17 protein-coding genes, 3 tRNA genes and 1 other annotated feature are annotated in these 16,716 nt (G+C 49.8%); of the genes, 18 read left to right on the top strand and 2 right to left on the bottom strand.

Annotated elements, in window-relative coordinates:
* Position 1: 1 nt before the first annotated feature.
* From coaE to I8U19_RS05555, 3 genes are all read left to right on the top strand, one after another.
* Entirely contained in the window at positions 2-616 is a 615-nt protein-coding gene (gene coaE, locus I8U19_RS05565) for a dephospho-CoA kinase (RefSeq protein WP_198055401.1), read from the top strand.
* On the top strand, positions 574-1,218 hold the full coding sequence (locus I8U19_RS05560) for a lytic transglycosylase domain-containing protein (protein WP_052154218.1): 645 nt from the start codon (positions 574-576) through the stop codon (positions 1,216-1,218). The genes coaE and I8U19_RS05560 overlap by 43 nt, the downstream gene beginning before the upstream one ends.
* A gap of 117 nt (positions 1,219-1,335) precedes the next feature.
* Complete coding sequence (locus I8U19_RS05555; protein ID WP_198055400.1) at positions 1,336-2,364, top strand: glyceraldehyde-3-phosphate dehydrogenase; 1,029 nt, start codon at positions 1,336-1,338, stop codon at positions 2,362-2,364.
* 226 nt (positions 2,365-2,590) lie between these two features.
* Here I8U19_RS05555 and I8U19_RS05550 read toward each other — a convergent pair whose 3' ends face one another.
* Positions 2,591-3,061, bottom strand: a complete 471-nt coding sequence (locus tag I8U19_RS05550) for a GyrI-like domain-containing protein (RefSeq protein ID WP_052154219.1) — start codon at positions 3,059-3,061, stop codon at positions 2,591-2,593.
* 176 nt (positions 3,062-3,237) lie between these two features.
* Between I8U19_RS05550 and I8U19_RS05545 the strand changes: the two genes are divergently transcribed.
* The 15 genes from I8U19_RS05545 to rplT all read left to right on the top strand — a co-directional run bounded on the left by I8U19_RS05545 (position 3,238) and on the right by rplT (position 14,969).
* Positions 3,238-4,179, top strand: a complete 942-nt coding sequence (locus I8U19_RS05545; RefSeq protein ID WP_370589762.1) for an EamA family transporter — start codon at positions 3,238-3,240, stop codon at positions 4,177-4,179.
* 105 nt (positions 4,180-4,284) lie between these two features.
* Positions 4,285-4,776, top strand: coding sequence for a transcriptional regulator NrdR (gene nrdR, locus I8U19_RS05540; RefSeq protein ID WP_033101129.1), 492 nt, complete (start codon positions 4,285-4,287; stop codon positions 4,774-4,776).
* Positions 4,777-4,949: 173 nt separating this feature from the next.
* Positions 4,950-6,401, top strand: coding sequence for a replication initiation and membrane attachment family protein (locus I8U19_RS05535; RefSeq protein ID WP_198055399.1), 1,452 nt, complete (start codon positions 4,950-4,952; stop codon positions 6,399-6,401).
* Between the two features lie 130 nt (positions 6,402-6,531).
* A tRNA-Phe gene (locus I8U19_RS05530) sits at positions 6,532-6,607 on the top strand.
* Positions 6,608-6,611: 4 nt separating this feature from the next.
* A tRNA-Gly gene (locus I8U19_RS05525) sits at positions 6,612-6,686 on the top strand.
* Positions 6,687-6,696: 10 nt separating this feature from the next.
* Positions 6,697-6,786: transfer RNA gene (locus I8U19_RS05520), tRNA-Leu, on the top strand.
* 152 nt (positions 6,787-6,938) lie between these two features.
* A complete protein-coding gene (locus I8U19_RS05515) occupies positions 6,939-7,508 on the top strand; it encodes a nitroreductase family protein (protein WP_198055398.1) in 570 nt (189 codons plus the stop codon).
* A gap of 152 nt (positions 7,509-7,660) precedes the next feature.
* Positions 7,661-8,773, top strand: a complete 1,113-nt coding sequence (gene mqnC, locus I8U19_RS05510) for a cyclic dehypoxanthinyl futalosine synthase (RefSeq protein WP_033101132.1) — start codon at positions 7,661-7,663, stop codon at positions 8,771-8,773.
* A gap of 180 nt (positions 8,774-8,953) precedes the next feature.
* The gene (locus tag I8U19_RS05505) at positions 8,954-9,583 is read left to right on the top strand and encodes a metal-dependent hydrolase (protein WP_033101133.1); all 630 of its coding nucleotides are present in this window, start codon (positions 8,954-8,956) and stop codon (positions 9,581-9,583) included.
* A 278-nt stretch (positions 9,584-9,861) separates the two neighbouring features.
* Entirely contained in the window at positions 9,862-10,125 is a 264-nt protein-coding gene (locus I8U19_RS05500; protein WP_198055397.1) for a hypothetical protein, read from the top strand.
* 236 nt (positions 10,126-10,361) lie between these two features.
* Positions 10,362-11,231 carry a sporulation protein YtxC gene (ytxC, locus tag I8U19_RS05495; RefSeq protein WP_198055396.1) on the top strand — a complete coding sequence of 290 codons (870 nt, stop codon included), beginning with the start codon at positions 10,362-10,364 and terminating at the stop codon, positions 11,229-11,231.
* A gap of 342 nt (positions 11,232-11,573) precedes the next feature.
* Positions 11,574-13,481 (top strand): threonine--tRNA ligase, encoded by a 1,908-nt coding sequence (gene thrS / locus I8U19_RS05490; RefSeq protein WP_033101137.1) that lies wholly within the window; start codon positions 11,574-11,576, stop codon positions 13,479-13,481.
* A gap of 194 nt (positions 13,482-13,675) precedes the next feature.
* Positions 13,676-13,814, top strand: a sequence feature (ribosomal protein L20 leader region).
* Positions 13,777-14,355 (top strand): translation initiation factor IF-3, encoded by a 579-nt coding sequence (gene infC / locus I8U19_RS05485; protein WP_198055395.1) that lies wholly within the window; start codon positions 13,777-13,779, stop codon positions 14,353-14,355. It overlaps the preceding feature by 38 nt.
* Before the next feature lie 20 nt (positions 14,356-14,375).
* Positions 14,376-14,573 carry a 50S ribosomal protein L35 gene (rpmI, locus tag I8U19_RS05480; protein ID WP_033101138.1) on the top strand — a complete coding sequence of 66 codons (198 nt, stop codon included), beginning with the start codon at positions 14,376-14,378 and terminating at the stop codon, positions 14,571-14,573.
* A 42-nt stretch (positions 14,574-14,615) separates the two neighbouring features.
* Complete coding sequence (gene rplT, locus I8U19_RS05475) at positions 14,616-14,969, top strand: 50S ribosomal protein L20 (RefSeq protein WP_033101139.1); 354 nt, start codon at positions 14,616-14,618, stop codon at positions 14,967-14,969.
* A 100-nt stretch (positions 14,970-15,069) separates the two neighbouring features.
* On the opposite strand, the gene I8U19_RS05470 is transcribed toward rplT, so the two are convergent.
* Positions 15,070-16,686 (bottom strand): MDR family MFS transporter, encoded by a 1,617-nt coding sequence (locus I8U19_RS05470; protein ID WP_198055394.1) that lies wholly within the window; start codon positions 16,684-16,686, stop codon positions 15,070-15,072.
* Positions 16,687-16,716 lie beyond the last annotated feature (30 nt).

Raw genomic sequence — 16,716 nt, 5'->3', positions numbered from 1 at the left:
GATGTTGCTTGGACTTACAGGGAGTATTGCCACCGGCAAAAGCACCGTGGCTGAAATGTTGAAAAGGCGTGGCGCCGTCGTGGTTGATGCCGACCAGGTCGCCCGGAAAGTGGTGGAACCGGGGAGTCTTGGCCTGAACCGGATCAAAGGGACTTTCGGCAGCGAAATGTTGACAGCGGACGGGCAGCTGGATCGTGCGAAACTGGGGGAACTCGTATTTGCTGATGAGGAAGCGAGATTGCGTCTGAATGCTCTGTTGCATCCGCTGATTATGGATGAGATGAAACGGATGACGGCGGAAAGTCTGGACAAAAACCCGAAAAGCATTGTTATTTGGGATGTTCCGCTCTTAATAGAAGAAAATTTGACACAATTTGTTGAACAAGTTATTGTGGTATATGTACCTCAAGCGATTCAACTGAAAAGGCTGATGGAGCGGAATCACTTGACGAAAACGGAAGCGATCAAACGGATGCAATCCCAGCTCAGTATCGAAGAAAAGAAAAAGGTGGCCGATTATATAATTGACAACAGCGGATCTCTGGAAGAAACAGAAAGACAGGTTGATCAGTTATGGAGATATCTAACATTAAAAAGTGGATCAGACCAGCCGTAGATGCCTTGCCTTCCAAACGAGTCCTTTTGATCGCCTTTGTGCTGTTATTGATTTTTTTGCTTGTGGCATCTCCACTCTTTAATCGTTTGATGTATCCGCTGAGGTATGAAGAAAACATCTTTAATAGCGCTCAAAATACGGGAGCCGACCCCTTTTTGATCATGGCGATCATCCGGGCCGAAACCCAGTTTGACCCGGACGGTGAATCGCGTGTCGGAGCCCAGGGGCTGATGCAACTGATGCCGGGAACGGTGGATGATATTGTGAAACGGGGCGGTTTTTCCCCGGGAATTGTGAACTACATTAAAGACCCGGCGATCAATATTCAGCTGGGCAGCTGGTATATTGCTTCCCTGACGGAAAGGTACCATGGAAACAAAGTGGCGGTCATGGCCGCTTATAATGCCGGTCCGGGGAAAGTGGACCGCTGGCTTAAAAATGGGACTTGGGATGGAACAAGCCAGCACGCATCGCAAATCCCTTTCTGGGAAACGCGTAATTATGTCCAGCGCGTCAGCTTCTACTATGAAAAATATAAGCAGTTATATAATGACCGTTATGAAAATTACCTGCAAAAACAAAAAAATCACAGGCAAAATTGAGAAAACCCATTCCGCTGTGGAATGGGTTTTATGTTTGTCTGTTGCAAAATGTGACATACTGATTATAATAATAAGAGGGAATTGGTATGTAACATATGGTGGAAGGAGATTATCTTTATGGCAATTCGCATCGCGATAAACGGTTTCGGTCGGATCGGGCGCATGGTTTTTCGCCGGTTGATTCAGAATTCAATGGTGAAAGTGGTCGCAATCAATGCCAGTTATCCGCCGGAAACGATTGCCCATCTGATTAAGTACGACACCATCCACGGGATGTTTGATAAAGAAGTGACCCCCAAAGAAGACGGACTGATCGTTGATCATCAATTCATTCAACTGGTAAACAACAGGGACCCGGAACAGCTTCCCTGGTCTGAGCTGGATATCGATATCGTGGTGGAAGCGACCGGGAAGTTTCGCGACCGGGAAGGGGCGTCCAAGCATCTGAAGGCCGGAGCGAAAAAAGTGATTATCACGGCACCGGGCAAGGATGAAGATGTGACCATTGTGATGGGGGTTAATGAAAGAGTTTACAACCCCGGAGAGCATCATATTATCTCCAACGCATCCTGTACGACCAACTGTCTGGCGCCTGTAGCCAAGGTATTGCACCAAGCGTTTGGCATTGAATACGGACTGATGACCACTGTTCATTCCTATACCAACGATCAAAAAAATCTGGATAATCCGCACAAAGATCTGCGGCGGGCGCGGGCATGTGCCCAATCGATCATCCCGACGAAAACGGGTGCTGCCAAAGCGCTGGGTCTGGTAATTCCGGAATTGAAGGGACGATTGAACGGATTTGCGCTGCGGGTGCCGACTCCCAACGTTTCTGTTGTCGACCTGGTCGCCGATTTGCAGACAAAAGTAACAGCAGATGAAGTAAACGCAGTACTGAAACAAGCAGCGGAAACGACGATGAAAGGGATTCTGGCTTACACCGAGGAACCGCTGGTCTCGTCGGATTTTAACGGAAATGATCATTCCTCGGTCATCGATGCCCTTTCCACCATGGTAATCGGAGAAAAGCAGGTAAAAGTGCTGGCCTGGTATGACAACGAGTGGGGATATTCCTGCAGGGTTGTGGACTTGGTCGAATATGTCGGTGAACGGCTCCTGGCGGCGAAAAAGGTGACCGCATAAGCAAACTCCTGAAAAAACAGGAGAATTTGAGGCTGTCGGTAAAATGAAGAAAACGGTGTTGGAAAGTTGGCAGGATCAGCGCCAAGTGTTCGATGGAAGAGGACGGGTTTTTTTCGGCAGCGACGATGGGCCAGGGAGCTTGGAAAAATATATCGAGGTCTCACAAATTTCAACTTTTTATTGCGTAAACAAGCGGAAATTCCCCTGAAAAATTCAGGGGAATTTCTTATCTTTTAATTGGGATGTAAATGTCAAACATATTGTCCGGAGCATCGAGCGAGTGGGTGACCGGCGTATAGCGATGGTCATAAACCTCCAGCCCCAATGTGCTGTGATCCTTGCGATAACCCATCTTTTCGATCCATTTCCATGCGCGTTGATAGGTTGCCGGAACATTGCGAATCGATCCTCTATGGGTAAAAACAGCGTACCGCTGAGTTGGAACCGTCAACGCCAGCATTCCGTCGGGTACATTTTCCGCTTCGGATACTTCAACGGCAATATAGCAGGTGAAATCGGTGACACGGTCATGGCAAGGACAGACAAAAGAGCCCGGTTTCACTTGGTGCGGAATTTCGTGTATCCTTTTTACAAACTGTTCCCACAGTTTCGGAATCTCACGTGACAAGGTATAGGGTCCTGTCCAACCGATCCCGACCACTTGGAAAGAGTCTTTGGTTAAAATTCGACCTTGCATGTGGCCCCCCTTGGTGAAGGAAAAGGAATCTATGTTCTTGTTGATATTGTAAAGGAAAATTCAAAAAGTAACAAGTAAGAAGCGGTTCTTTTCCCGATAAACTTAATCCGCTATGATAAAGTTATTGGATTTGGTAAAAGGATGAGAAATAGAGAGAAGGACGCTGGAGGGATCGTGTGAACGCTTTGCTTCGTAAGCGGCTGAAGGGAATTGCAATGGTGATTGTCGGCGGTTCCCTGTGGGGAATTTCCGGAACCGTGGCCCAAGTTCTGTTTCAACGATACGGTTTCCAGGCGGGAGGGCTTGTGACGATCCGTCTGCTGTGTGCCGGGATTCTCCTGTTGTTCTGGGCGGGGATGAAGAAACAGGGAATTTGGGCTGTTTGGAAAGATCCGCGGACCGGGTTGAAAATTCTTATTTTTGGTTTGATCGGGATGCTCGGAGTGCAATACAGTTACTATGCCTCGATTCAATCGGGCAATGCTGCGACTGCGACGCTTTTGCAGTATCTCGGCCCGGTTTTCATCACCGTGTATATGGCGCTGAAAATAAGGCAACTCTCGGGGAAAAACGATATAGTTGCGCTTGTGCTGGCTATGCTCGGCACGTTTTTGCTGGTAACCAATGGTTCATTAAAAGGGCTGACCGTACCGCTCCCCGCGGTTTTATGGGGGCTTGTGTCCGCACTGACCGCCGCTTTTTACACCGTTTACCCCGGACGATTGATTAGCCGCTTCGGTTCGGTTGTCATCGTCGGGTGGGGGATGCTGGTCGGGGGGATCGGCATGGGGCTGGTCAATCTGAATGCCCCGGGGAGGATAAAAGCCGATATGATGACGCCCCATGTACTGGCATTGGTCGGTTTTGTGGTCATATTTGGCACGCTGCTCTCTTTTTATCTGTATCTGGACAGCCTTCGTTATTTATCTCCGGATGAAGTGGGAATTCTGGGCAGCGCCGAACCTTTGTCGGCGGCGGTGATGTCGGTTTTTTGCTTTCATCATATTCCCGGAGCGTTTGAGTTGGCGGGAGGACTTTGCATCATTTCCACTGTTGCGATTTTGTCACGCAAAAAAGAGGAAAAAGTGGTCCCGATGGATCAGAAAACAGTGGTGTGAAGTAGTCGGGCCGATGCGAGCAGATTACGGATGTGAATAGAATAAACGGTCATAAAACTTCGGGTGTGTTATGGGATCAAAATCGGAATGAAGGGGAGAGTATCTTTGAAATGTCCAATTTGTGGCAATAACGGCAGCCGGGTTCTTGATTCACGTCCCGTTCACGATGGGCGGGCCATCCGGCGCCGGAGAGAATGCGAAAAGTGTGAACAGCGGTTTACCACCTTTGAAATGGTGGAGGAGCAACCTCTGATCGTGATCAAAAAAGATGGCAGCCGTGAGGAATTCAGCCGTGAGAAGCTGTTGCGGGGGCTGATTCGCGCGTGTGAAAAAAGGCCGGTTCCGCTGGCCAAGTTGGAGTCGCTGGTGGCCGAGATCGAAAGCCGCTTGCGCCAGGCCGGTTCGGCGGAGGTTCCTTCAAAGGAGATCGGTGAAATGGTGATGGAGCGCCTGGTGGATATTGATGAAGTGGCTTATGTCCGCTTCGCCTCTGTCTATCGCCAATTTAAGGATATCAACGTTTTTGTCAATGAACTGGAAGATTTGCTCAACCGTTCGCGCCGCGCCCTGCAGGAAGAAAAAAAGCGTCAATCCTGACCTGAAAAACCGGGAGGGCGGCGGTGTCCTGCCGGCTGATCTGCAACACATTTTCGCAAAAAACGTTTGATCCCTCGTCTGTATGAACCGGAAAAGCATCCTTGGCAGATGCCGGATCACCTGATAAAATGGTACAGCGTTTCGGGGTTTTTGTAAGTAGAGGGGGACTGACGATGTCATTTTTTTGGAAAGATCTCGGCTGGCGATGCCGTACGCACCGTCCGCTTCACACCGCCGATTCGCTTTGCCTGCTTCATCTGTACCAGCCGATTGTGGGCACGACGGCGATCTCTCTATACATGACGCTTTATTATCAAGTGCCGGTTCATCGTGCCGGTTTTTCCGATTTTCACAGCCATTCTTATTTGCTTAATCTCTGTCGGCTTACATTTGACCAACTTTTGGAATCACGCTATTTGCTCGAAGGAGTCGGTTTGATTTCCACCTTCGAAATCAAAGATCAGGAGCACGGCCATTTTTATGAATATGAGCTGATCCCGCCTCTCACTCCGGCTAAATTTTTCCAAAGCGATGTTCTCAGCTTCGCGTTATATAACCAGATCGGCAAAGAGCGTTTCTTGGCGATGAAAGATTGGCTGACTGGCGGACAGGAAAAGGAAGAGAAGAATCAAAACACGTTGACGGTCAATCTCACCCGTTCATTTCAGGAAGTATTTAAAAGCCTTTCTCCGGCTGAGTTGGCGCGGGCCGCGGAGTTGGGGAAAGAGGCGGTCGGGCCGGTTGCAAAGATCGATGAGAGCTTGCATGAAGGAAAGTGGCCGCAATTGGATGGCCCGGACGATGGTTTTGCCCTGATAAAAATGAGACTTTCATCCTTGGTTGATGAAAATGCCTGGACAGATGAATTAAAAAGGGAATTGAGAGAGATTTGCTTTTTGTATCAGCTCGATGACTGGGATCTCCTGAAGGCATTGCAAAATCCTTATGTTACGAGAAATGGGCAGATCGACACAGATCGGCTGCGCTCCTATATAAAAAGCGAATACCGGTTGCGGTTTGGCGACAATCCGGTCGTAACCCGCAAGCCGCTGAAACCGTCAACCAGCACCGACGAAACTCCGGAGGCCCCGAAGAGCCATGACGAAGCGTCTCTGTCGGAAGAGGAGAAGCATTTTAAGCAACTGGCCCAAATTTCCCCATTGGAATTGCTTTCCTATTATCATAAGGGAACGCGGATTCCCGACAGCGATGTGGAATTGGTGGAAAGGCTTATTCGCCAATATGGTTTGCCGCCGGCAGTGATTAACGTCCTGCTGGAATATGTGCTGCTGAAATATGATTATAAATTGCCGCGCAATCTCGTCGAGAAAATTGCCGGCCAGTGGAAACGGCTGGGGATTGAAACTATACAGGATGCCCTGAAGCAGGCTCGGAAGGAAATATGGGAACCAAAACGGAAAAAGACGCGTCTGAAGGGACAGGCCAAACAGGAGGAGAAGTTGCCGCAAATGCTGAAAAAGCAATTTGAAGCGGAGGCCGTTTCCGCAGATTCACCGGCGCAGCAGAGGGAAACGGAGGACAGGCAGGCACAAATCCGGGCAAAGCTTCGTTTAATGAACGAAAAATTTAGCGCTGCGCAAAAAGAAAATAAGAATACTCCCTGAGCAAATCACGGGGAGACCGATGGATGATACTTCTCGGAATTTGTGATCACAAAAAAATAATAAAAACAATTGCAATCCATCTTTCCCCGTGTTATAATCTCTTTTGTCAGCCAATCAAATAGCTTTGTTTGGTTCGGTAGCTCAGTCGGTAGAGCAGAGGACTGAAAATCCTCGTGTCGGCGGTTCGATTCCGTCCCGAACCACCATCTTGCGGAAGTGGCTCAGGGGTAGAGCATCGCCTTGCCAAGGCGAGGGTCGCGGGTTCGAATCCCGTCTTCCGCTCCATTTTTTATAAGCCGGGGTGGCGGAATTGGCAGACGCACAGGACTTAAAATCCTGCGGTGGGTGTACTACCGTGTCGGTTCGAGTCCGACCCTCGGCACCAGGTCCAAGTCCTTCCACCCGGAAGGTTATTTTTTTGCCTCCGTTTGATTGACGGGGGCTTTTTGTTTTGATTGACGGGTGAACGGCTTCTGGCGTACAATGAAGTAAAATGAGAACGATTATCAATTGATGGAGCGGAAAGAGGGGAAACGGATGGAACTTTTTGAAGCGATTCGCACAAGGCGGAGTATCGGCAAGGTCAAGCCGGACCCGGTGCCGAAAGAGAAAATCGAAAAAATGCTGGAAGCGGCGACGTGGGCTCCGAATCATCACCGGACTGAGCCGTGGCGCTTTTTGGTTCTGACGGGGGAAGGCCGGAAGCGTTTGGGCAATGTGATGATGGCCGTGGCGAACGAAAAGAACGAGGAACTCTCGCCGGCGGAAAAAGAGGAGCAATTACGGCGTGAATTGAACAAGGCGTTTCGCGCTCCGGTGGTAATCGTGGTGGTCGCTTCTCCTGCCGGCCGTCCCAATGTGCTTGAGGAAGAGGAGCTGGCGGCTTGTCATGCGGCTGTGCAAAATATGTTGCTCGCCGCGCATGCGCTTGGTTTGGGAGCCGTTTGGCGAACCGGAAAAGCGGCATATCATCCGGCGGCCAGACAGGAATTTGCACTGGCAGACCATGAGAAAATCGTCGGCTTTGTTTATACCGGTTATCCGGATCTCCGGCCTCCTGCCGCAAAACGGACCCCGTTTGCTGATAAAACCACCTGGATCGGATAGTTGCCGTTATCCCTGGCTATGACAATTTCCCGTCATTTGTGATACGATAAACAAGGTAATCTCATTCGGGTATGTTGATACCGATACAGGATATCCGTTCAACACGCCTGAATCAAATGATTGTCCGACCTGGTCAGGGAGGGTGAGAATATATGACGAAGATCGATTCCATATTGGAACGGGCATTGGCCGGTGAGCGTTTGGGATTGGAAGATGGGATCGCATTATGGGAAAGCGACGAAATCGAAAAAATGGGCCGGGCCGCTGACCAGATCATGAAGAAGTGGCATCCCGAGCCGGTAACTACATTTGTGATCGGGCGAAATATCAATTATTCCAATGTCTGCGATACTTACTGCCGTTTTTGCGCTTTCTATCGCGCGCCGGGGTCTCCGGAAGGGTATGTGTTGCCCAATGAGACGATTTTTCAAAAGATCCAGGAGACCGTTGATGTAGGAGGGACGGAAATCCTGATGCAAGGCGGAACAAATCCGGATTTGCCGTTCGAATATTATACTGATTTGCTCCGTGAGATCAAAAAGCGATTTCCCGGCATTACGATGCACTCCTTCTCACCGGCGGAAATTCTCAAAATGAAGGAAGTATCCGGATTATCACTGGAAGAAGTGATTCGCCAGCTCAAGGAAGCCGGCCTTGATTCGCTTCCGGGCGGCGGGGCTGAGATTCTGGATGATGAGATCAGAAGGAAAATTAGCCGTTTGAAAGGGTCTTGGCGTGACTGGATGGATGTGATGCAGACAGCGCACCGGGTTGGCATGCATACGACCGCGACGATGGTGATCGGATTTGGTGAAACCTACGAACACCGTATTAACCATTTGCTTCGCATCCGGGAAGCGCAGGACGAGACCAAAGGCTTCCTCGCTTTCATCGTCTGGACGTTCCAGCCGGATCATACCAATCTGAAACGGGAAAAACTTCCGCCGGAAGAGTATCTGAAAGCGGTGGCGATTGCCCGGCTGATGTTGGATAATATCCCTAATTTCCAATCTTCTTGGGTGACGATGGGGCCGGAAATCGGCAAGTTGTCGCTCCAGTATGGCTGTAACGATTTTGGCAGTACGATGATTGAAGAAAACGTGGTGTCAGCTGCGGGAACGACACATAAAGTGAATACCAATCTGATTTTGCGCCTGATCCGGGAAGCAGGAAAAATCCCCGCCCAACGCAATACCAAATATCAAATTTTGCATGTGTTCGGGGAGAACGAGACTGCCGCCCGCGATTTTGTCATGCAGAATTAGCGAGAACACCACAAAAACCTTGGTCAGAGTATATTCTGATCAGGGTTTTTTTCTTTGGTAATTTATTTTATAAATAATAAAACTGTTCTTGTGAAATGGATTTTATTATAAAACTTTGATATTTTTAAGAAGGTTGTATGGAACTTTTTACATATTGACATTCTTGGAGGAGGAGAAACAGTGCAAGGAAAAACGCATGTGGCTATCGGAATCGCCACAGGAGTGGGACTGGCCTGTTCATCCGGGAGTGATGACGTAGCCGAACTCAGCTTGACAATTGTGCTGTCGGGATTCGCTTCGCTTCTGCCGGACATTGATGAAGACGGGAGTCTGATCAATAACTTTATCTTTCCCTCATTGAAGCGAACCTATCGTTCCTTTGCGTTAGCGGCATTGGGGGTGATTATGGCTGCGCTTTATTTTGTGAAAGGATTGCCGTTGTGGGTTCTTCTCATTGGCATTTATGCAGCCGGGGTGGCTTATGTTCCTCATCGGACGGTTACCCATTCGGTTCTGTCGGTATTCTACGTTGGCTGGGTTACGTACCTGATTTCGCCCCCGTATGTATTTGCAGTGGTCATGGGCTATTTGTCCCATTTATTTGCGGACACATTAACCACGGCCGGTGTACCTTATTTGTGGCCTTATCATAAAAAATTCAATCTGAAAAAACTGGGGATTCATATTAAAAGCGGGGGAAAGGAAGATCATCTGATCGGCACGTTATCGCTGGTTTTGGCTGCAATCGGATTTGTTTATCTGGTCGGCCATATTTTTTATCAGCAGGCGGCTTCATCGGGCTGGTTTTAAACCGCTGTTGCAGGTCGGGGCAGGGTGTTGCCCTTGACCTCTGCCAGGAGGTAAACTTGGCAGATGGTTTAAGCCGCAGACGTGAAAGAAGAGTTCCCCGTTTGTATAAGGGGGACCAAGCGCCATTCATATGTGAATCACAAACTTAGAAAAAATATCGCAGGTGATTAAGGGATGATGGAGAGAACGATCGTTGGAAAGCTTATCCTCCGGATACCCAATGGATCTTATTTTATGTAGAAGGATATGAGGGATTCTATGGAATTCGTCCAATACCAATGAAAGGGTCCTGTTCGATTTATGAAGCGAAGTTACAAGATCTGGGGTTTGACTTCTCATCTGTTCGTTACTTTGATCCAACCGAACTGGATGATGGTGAAATGGAAGAATTTGACGAATGCGCTGAAGAATATTTGTACGAGTGGTTCTCAGACCGGTTTTTGGAAGCAGGTGGAGATTCATTTCCTCTTCCTTGTTACCTGCAATTCCATGATGGCGGGAGGTGTTTTAACATGAAAACGAAACAATGGACAGAAGAATAAAAATTGTTATTATTCAATCCGGCTCTTTTGTGCGCTGTCCGCCTTGCCGGCTGCATCCAAATTCCCCCGGCTTAAATGTGATACACCGAAGGAAATGGCGCGTTCCATGCTTGTGGCGGGAGGCAAGATTGACCGGCTGTTGCGACAGGGTTTTCTGTAAAGCCGGGCGATTTGTGTATACAGATTCCCACAATCCCATATATTGTTATTAAGCTTTTGCCGAAAGGGGGAATTGGGTGAATTATTTAATTTCCGTTCGCTTTCATGACCGAAAAAAAGAACTGCGCTTGCGGCCCTATCTGCAAAATCTGTTGGCCGAACGCCGTTGTTCGTTGACGTTGGCGGAAATTGAAGGAAGACATTTTTTTTGGTTCCAATTTCCGCCGGGACGTGAAGAAGAAATAAGAAAAAAAGTGGGTTGGGCCGTGGCGCGCTACATATGCGATCAGATTGAACCGGACCTGATCAATTGGATGATCCGCCGGTATGATCCTTTTCGTTCGCATGAAGAGGTCGGGAGAATCAGGCGGGAGGTGTTCAGGCAACTGAAGTCGAGCGCCTGGGAGTACAAGAAATCCGTCTACGCTGACCGCAGGGAGAAATTGGCGGAACAAGTGGAATGGTACTTGCGGGAGAATTGCCGGCTGGCTGTTGACGGTTATGTGCGCTTTCGCATGAAAGGACATTTCCGCGTACTGGCCTCCTGTGTCAAAGAAGCAGTCGCCTCCTATCGCCTTGATCAGGAATATAAGGAATTTATCCGTCTGTTGCGCCAATTTGTTCAACTCCAAGTTCCCAAGGTTCCCTTGATTCATGTTGTTCACCAGGCGGATGGCGGGTTTCGGCTGCTGTTGGCAGACGGCCGGACGCTTCCGCAAAAAGAATTGAATGAATGGGGGTATGAAGGATGGGAAACTCCTTTTTCCAATGAGGATTATATTCTGGGCGCCTTGCTGACAGCCGTGCCTGAACGGGTGGTCGTACATACGGAACAACGGCATGAAAATGTGATCCGCACCCTGCTGCAAATCTTTAAAGGCCGCATTATGCTTTGTGATGGTTGCAGCCGGTGCAAACCGGCAGTAAAATGGGGAGAAGATGCTTGACTAAAATGCGGGGAAATGAGTATAATACATAAAAATTTCAATTTTAGCGGCAATGCGAAGGACACGAGCAGTTTTCCATGGTTTCAGAGAGCGGGGGTCACCGGCTGCAAACCCCTGTACCCGCTGGGAAGGTGCTTACCCCCTTCAAGCTGCAACGGGGAACGCGGAAGTTTGCCAGTATCCGTTGCCGGCAACACACCGTTATTGTGTTGGAGGATTCCGTTGGTTTTCTTTTTGTTTGCAACGGGATTGAAAAAGGGTGGAACCACGACAGCAACGCTCGTCCCTTTCCGGGGATCGGGCGTTTTTTATTTTTTCCTATACTGAAGGAGGAGAAGCAAAATGGAAATGGCAGTGAAATTGCCTGACGGTTCGATTCGCCAATACGACCGCCGGGTAACTGTAAGCGACGTGGCGGAATCGATCAGCAAAAGTTTGCTCAAAAAAGCGGTGGCGGGAAAAATCGACGGAAAAGTGGTCGATTTGAACCGGGAAGTTCCCGACGGGGCCCAAGTGCAAATTCTGACACTGGAAGACAAAGACGGAGTCGAGGTATACCGGCACAGTACGGCGCACTTGCTGGCACAAGCTTTAAAACGGCTTTACCCTGACGTGAAACTGGGAATCGGTCCGGTCATCGAAGACGGCTTTTACTATGATGTCGATTTGCCGGTGCGCCTGACGCCGGAAGACTTTCCGAAGATCGAGGCGGAGATGAACAAGATCGTCAAAGAGAATCTGCCGATCGTCCGCAAAGTGGTCAGCAGGGAAGAAGCGATCCGCCTTTACGAAAAAGTGGGAGACCATTTGAAATTGGAGATTATTCGCGACCTGCCGGAAGATGCCGTGATCACCATTTATGAGCAGGGAGAGTTTTTCGATCTCTGCCGCGGTCCGCACCTGCCGTCGACGGGGAAAATCAAAGCGTTCAAATTGCTCAGTGTGGCCGGGGCGTACTGGCGCGGCGATTCCGACAACCAAATGCTCCAGCGCATTTACGGCACGGCCTGGCCGAAAAAATCGGAGTTGGAAGAGTACCTGCATTTTCTGGAGGAAGCCAGAAAACGGGATCATCGCAAACTGGGGCGTGAACTGAAGCTGTACATGTTCTCCGAAGAGGCTCCGGGGATGCCGTTCTACCTGCCGAACGGGATGACCCTGCGCAATGAGTTGGAGCAGCTTTCACGCGAAATGCAAACCAAAGCGGGATACAAAGAAGTGCGCACGCCGCTCATGATGAATCAGCGCCTTTGGGAACAATCGGGCCACTGGGATCATTACCGGGAAAACATGTACTTCACCGATGTGGACGAAGCCACATTTGCCGTCAAGCCGATGAATTGCCCCGGGCACATGCTGATCTTTAAAAATGAGATTCGCTCTTACCGTGATCTCCCGCTCCGTCTGGCCGAGTTCGGTCAAGTGCACCGCCATGAGTTGTCGGGCGCTTTAAACGGAATGTTGCGCGTTCGCACGTTTACCCAGGATGATGCCCACATTTTCGTGCGCCCGGACCAGATCGAAGAAGAAGTGATGAATGCGCTGAAACTGATTGACCAAATTTATTCTGTTTTCGGATTCCCTTATTCCGTTGAGCTTTCCACCCGTCCGGAAGATTCGATGGGATCCGATGAATTGTGGGAAAAAGCGGAGTCCGCTCTGAAAAGCGTGTTGGACCGCGCCGGAATCGACTACCGGATCAATGAAGGGGATGGCGCCTTCTACGGTCCGAAAATCGATTTCCACATTCGTGACGCCCTGAAACGCAGCCATCAATGCGCCACAATTCAGCTCGATTTCCAGATGCCGGAGAAATTCGATCTCTCCTACATCGGCGAAGATAATGAACGGCATCGGCCAGTGGTGATTCACCGCGCCATTTACGGTTCCATCGATCGGTTTATCGGCATTCTCGTCGAACACTACGGCGGTGCCTTCCCGCTTTGGCTGGCGCCGGTTCAGGTGCGCGTGATTCCGGTTTCCCGCGATTATAATGAATATGCCCGAAAAGTGACGGATGAATTACAAAGAGCCGGCATCCGCGTCGAACTGGATGCGCGTGACGAGAAGGTCGGCTATAAAATCCGTGAAGCTCAGGTGCAAAAAGTGCCGTACATGTTTGTCGTCGGGGAAAAAGAGCTGAATTCCGGAACGGTAGCCGTCCGCAAGCGCACCGAAGGGGATCTCGGCGCCAAACCGCTGGATGAGGTAATCCGTGAGCTGAAAGAGGAGATCGGCGAAAGAAGATAAGGCCACCGCACAGGCAGGTTGTAGGCCAATCCGCTCGGAGTGCCCTTGCCTTCAATGGGCATAAAGGGGCTTCGCAGGATGAGATCAGGACTCGCTTGACAGCAGGGATATTTTTCGATACCCTGTTGTCTGTCTGTGATCGTGAAACGGCGTAAGCTTGACATTTCCTGTTAGCGTATGATACGATATCTTCATCATGCAAGAAGAAGCGCCCGCTTCTCACCTGATCGACGCTGTGTTGCTGTTGACAGGTCATTAGGAAACGGTTGAATTTCCTTGTGATAATGGGATTTAAATGTGGGCGTTTACTTGCGCCCGCATTTTTTTGTTTTCAATACTTTTCCGGAGGTGGCAGGTTATCAGCAAGGAACATCAGCACCAAGTTAATGAGTCGATCCGTGCTCGTGAGGTTCGCTTGATCGGAGTCGATGGGTCGCAGTTGGGGATTAAACCGCTCAGGGAAGCATTACGCTTGGCGCAGGAAGCGAATCTGGATCTTGTCAATGTCGCACCGCAAGCAAAGCCGCCTGTTTGCCGAATCATGGACTATGGCAAATACCGCTATGAGCAAAGCAAACGGGAGAAAGAAGCCCGCAAAAACCAAAAGATCATTCAGATTAAAGAAGTCCGTCTGAGTCCGTCGATCGAAGAAAATGATGTCCAAACCAAGCTGAACAACGTGAAGAAGTTCTTGCAAAAAGGGAATAAGGTGAAGTTGACCATCCGTTTCCGCGGACGTGAAATCACGCACCAGGAGCTTGGCCGCAGGATTTTGGATCGCATGGCGGACGAGGTGAAGGAGATCTCGGACATCGAGCGTCCGCCAAAGCTTGAAGGCCGTCAAATGATTATGATTTTAACACCGAAACAGTAGTTGCAAGGAGGATACACGCGATGCCAAAAATGAAAACCAAACGCGCTGCAGCAAAGCGTTTCAAAAAAACGGGAACAGGCAAAGTGAAACGCAACCATGCGTTTAAAAGCCACTTGCTCGAAGGAAAAACTGCCAAGCGCAAACGCAAGCTTCGCAAAAGCGCACTCGTTCATTCCGGCGATGTAAAACGGATTAAGCAACTGATCGCATATATGTAAGCAATTGATTAGAGACAGAAGTTACTTCAGGAGGGATTTATTGTGGCTAGAGTGAAAGGTGGTACCGTTACTCGCGCTCGTCGCAAAAAGGTACTGAAACTGGCGAAAGGTTATTTTGGTTCCAAACACCGTTTGTTCCGCACGGCGAAACAACAAGTGATGAAATCCTTGATGTACGCTTATCGCGATCGCCGTCAACGCAAACGCGATTTCCGCAAACTGTGGATTACCCGGATCAATGCTGCTGCGCGGATGAACGGTCTTTCCTACAACAAATTTGTCCATGGCTTGAAAGTGGCAGGTGTGGACATCAACCGCAAAATGCTGGCTGAACTGGCCGTCAGCGATCAAAAAGCATTTGCTGAACTGGTCAACGTTGCGAAAAACGCAAAGTAACCCAGACTCACAAAAAGGCTTTTTTCCGGCCCGGATTTCCCGGGAGGAAAAGGGCCTTTTTTGCATAAAAAACACTCTCTGTGGCGAGAGTGTAAGAGAATTAAGCTGTTTTTCGCTGCCAGTCGGGATCTTCTTCCACCGCCTGCGCATTGGAGGTGCGCAACGGGATTTCCCTGACCAAAAGCGCGATGAGAATCGCCATGAGCAAAATCAAGCCGGCAATGAAGAAAACATGGTGAATCGCGATGGTAAGCGCTCCCCTTGAGAATGAAACGATGGTGTCGAACACGGGAATGAGCGAACCGGGCAAACGGGAGCGAATCTGGATGAGCTGGGCTTGATCCATCAGCAGTTGCGGATTGCCGAGCGATGCGATTTTCTTCAGCATCTGCGGGGTTCTGGCCGCAGCGGGCAAATGGTGGCGGATATTGGCCATCAAGGTGCCCATCCGGCTTTGAATCGCTGTATTCATCACCGTTCCCATGATGGAAACCCCAACCGTACCGCCCATCTGGCGGAATAATTGGGAAGCGGAAGTGGCCACCCCGAGAAACCTGTAATTGACTGCATTTTGAATCGTCAGGTTGAAGATCGGGAAACTGCTGCCCAGCCCGATGCCGATCAACAGCATGCGCCAGGCGATTTGCCAATTGTCGGCGTTTTCCGTGAGGGTTGTCATACTGAATACGCCAAAGGCCATGATGACCAGCCCGGTAAGCGCAATCCATTTATACCGTCCGGTGCGGGTCACGATTTGCCCGGACCCGGTGCTGGCGAGCACCATGCCGAGGGTCATCGGCATCATGAGAAAGCTGGAATGGGTTGCCGACAGCCCCAGCACCCCCTGAATGAAGAAGGGGGTGTACATAATCGAACCGAACATGGCAAATCCGATCAAAAAAAGAGCCGTATTGGACAGGGAGAAAATGGATGTGCGAAAAAGGCTGAGGGGTAAAACCGGATTTTGTGCCGATCGTTCAATCAGCAGAAAAAGGATCAGGAAAGCGGCAGATCCGGCGAAGAGTCCGAGAATGACCGGTGATGTCCATGCATATCGCGTGCCGGCCCAGGAAAAGGCCAGCAGCAAGGGAATCATGGTGATCATCAGGAAAAGGGAGCCCAGGTAGTCGATTGAGACAGGCCCTTTTCTGGGAACGGACGGGAAAAGGAACCAGATCAAGACGAATGCGATAATGCCAAAGGGCAGGAAAATCCAGAAACACCAATGCCACGCCAAGTGATCCACGATATACCCGCCCAGGGCAGGCCCCAAAATGCTGGCCAGGCCAAACGATCCGCTCATGATTCCCTGCCAGCGCCCGCGTTCTCTGGGTGAAAACAGGTCTCCGACAGCGCTGAAGGCGGTGGACATCACCATCCCTCCGCCAAATCCCTGCAATCCGCGGTACAAGATCAATTCAAGAATTGTCGATGAAGTACCGCAAAGAAGTGACCCGATCACAAAGATGCCCAAGCCGATCAGGATAAATGGCTTCCGCCCATAGATGTCTGACAGCCTTCCAACCAAAATCACGGTAATGCTCGAGGTGAGCATATAGATGGTGAACACCCACTGGAAATACTCCATTCCTTTCAGTTCGGCGATAATCCGCGGCATGATGTTTCCCACGATCGTTTGATTCAATGCCGCAAACAGCAAACTGGCAACAATCGCGACCATGATGGTCATCTTCTGCTTGGAGGATAAGTGTTCCACCGACTGGTAACCCCTTTTTGGAATGATTGA

Source organism: Thermoactinomyces sp. CICC 10523 (genome assembly GCF_016055105.1).
Classification (GTDB): domain Bacteria; phylum Bacillota; class Bacilli; order Thermoactinomycetales; family Thermoactinomycetaceae; genus Thermoactinomyces_A; species Thermoactinomyces_A daqus.
Note: the sequence above shows the minus strand (reverse complement) of the source record. Positions and strands in the feature narration are given on the sequence as shown.

Excerpts from the sequence above, each read along its gene's own strand:
- coaE (WP_198055401.1), top strand. The coding sequence starts at position 2 with ATGTTGCTTGGACTTACAGGGAGTATTGCCACCGGCAAAAGCACCGTG.
- I8U19_RS05560 (WP_052154218.1), top strand. The coding sequence starts at position 574 with ATGGAGATATCTAACATTAAAAAGTGGATCAGACCAGCCGTAGATGCC.
- I8U19_RS05555 (WP_198055400.1), top strand. The coding sequence starts at position 1,336 with ATGGCAATTCGCATCGCGATAAACGGTTTCGGTCGGATCGGGCGCATG.
- I8U19_RS05550 (WP_052154219.1), bottom strand. The coding sequence starts at position 3,061 with ATGCAAGGTCGAATTTTAACCAAAGACTCTTTCCAAGTGGTCGGGATC.
- I8U19_RS05535 (WP_198055399.1), top strand. The coding sequence starts at position 4,950 with ATGTCATTTTTTTGGAAAGATCTCGGCTGGCGATGCCGTACGCACCGT.
- I8U19_RS05515 (WP_198055398.1), top strand. The coding sequence starts at position 6,939 with ATGGAACTTTTTGAAGCGATTCGCACAAGGCGGAGTATCGGCAAGGTC.
- mqnC (WP_033101132.1), top strand. The coding sequence starts at position 7,661 with ATGACGAAGATCGATTCCATATTGGAACGGGCATTGGCCGGTGAGCGT.
- I8U19_RS05500 (WP_198055397.1), top strand. The coding sequence starts at position 9,862 with ATGAAAGGGTCCTGTTCGATTTATGAAGCGAAGTTACAAGATCTGGGG.
- thrS (WP_033101137.1), top strand. The coding sequence starts at position 11,574 with ATGGAAATGGCAGTGAAATTGCCTGACGGTTCGATTCGCCAATACGAC.
- infC (WP_198055395.1), top strand. The coding sequence starts at position 13,777 with ATGTGGGCGTTTACTTGCGCCCGCATTTTTTTGTTTTCAATACTTTTC.
- rpmI (WP_033101138.1), top strand. The coding sequence starts at position 14,376 with ATGCCAAAAATGAAAACCAAACGCGCTGCAGCAAAGCGTTTCAAAAAA.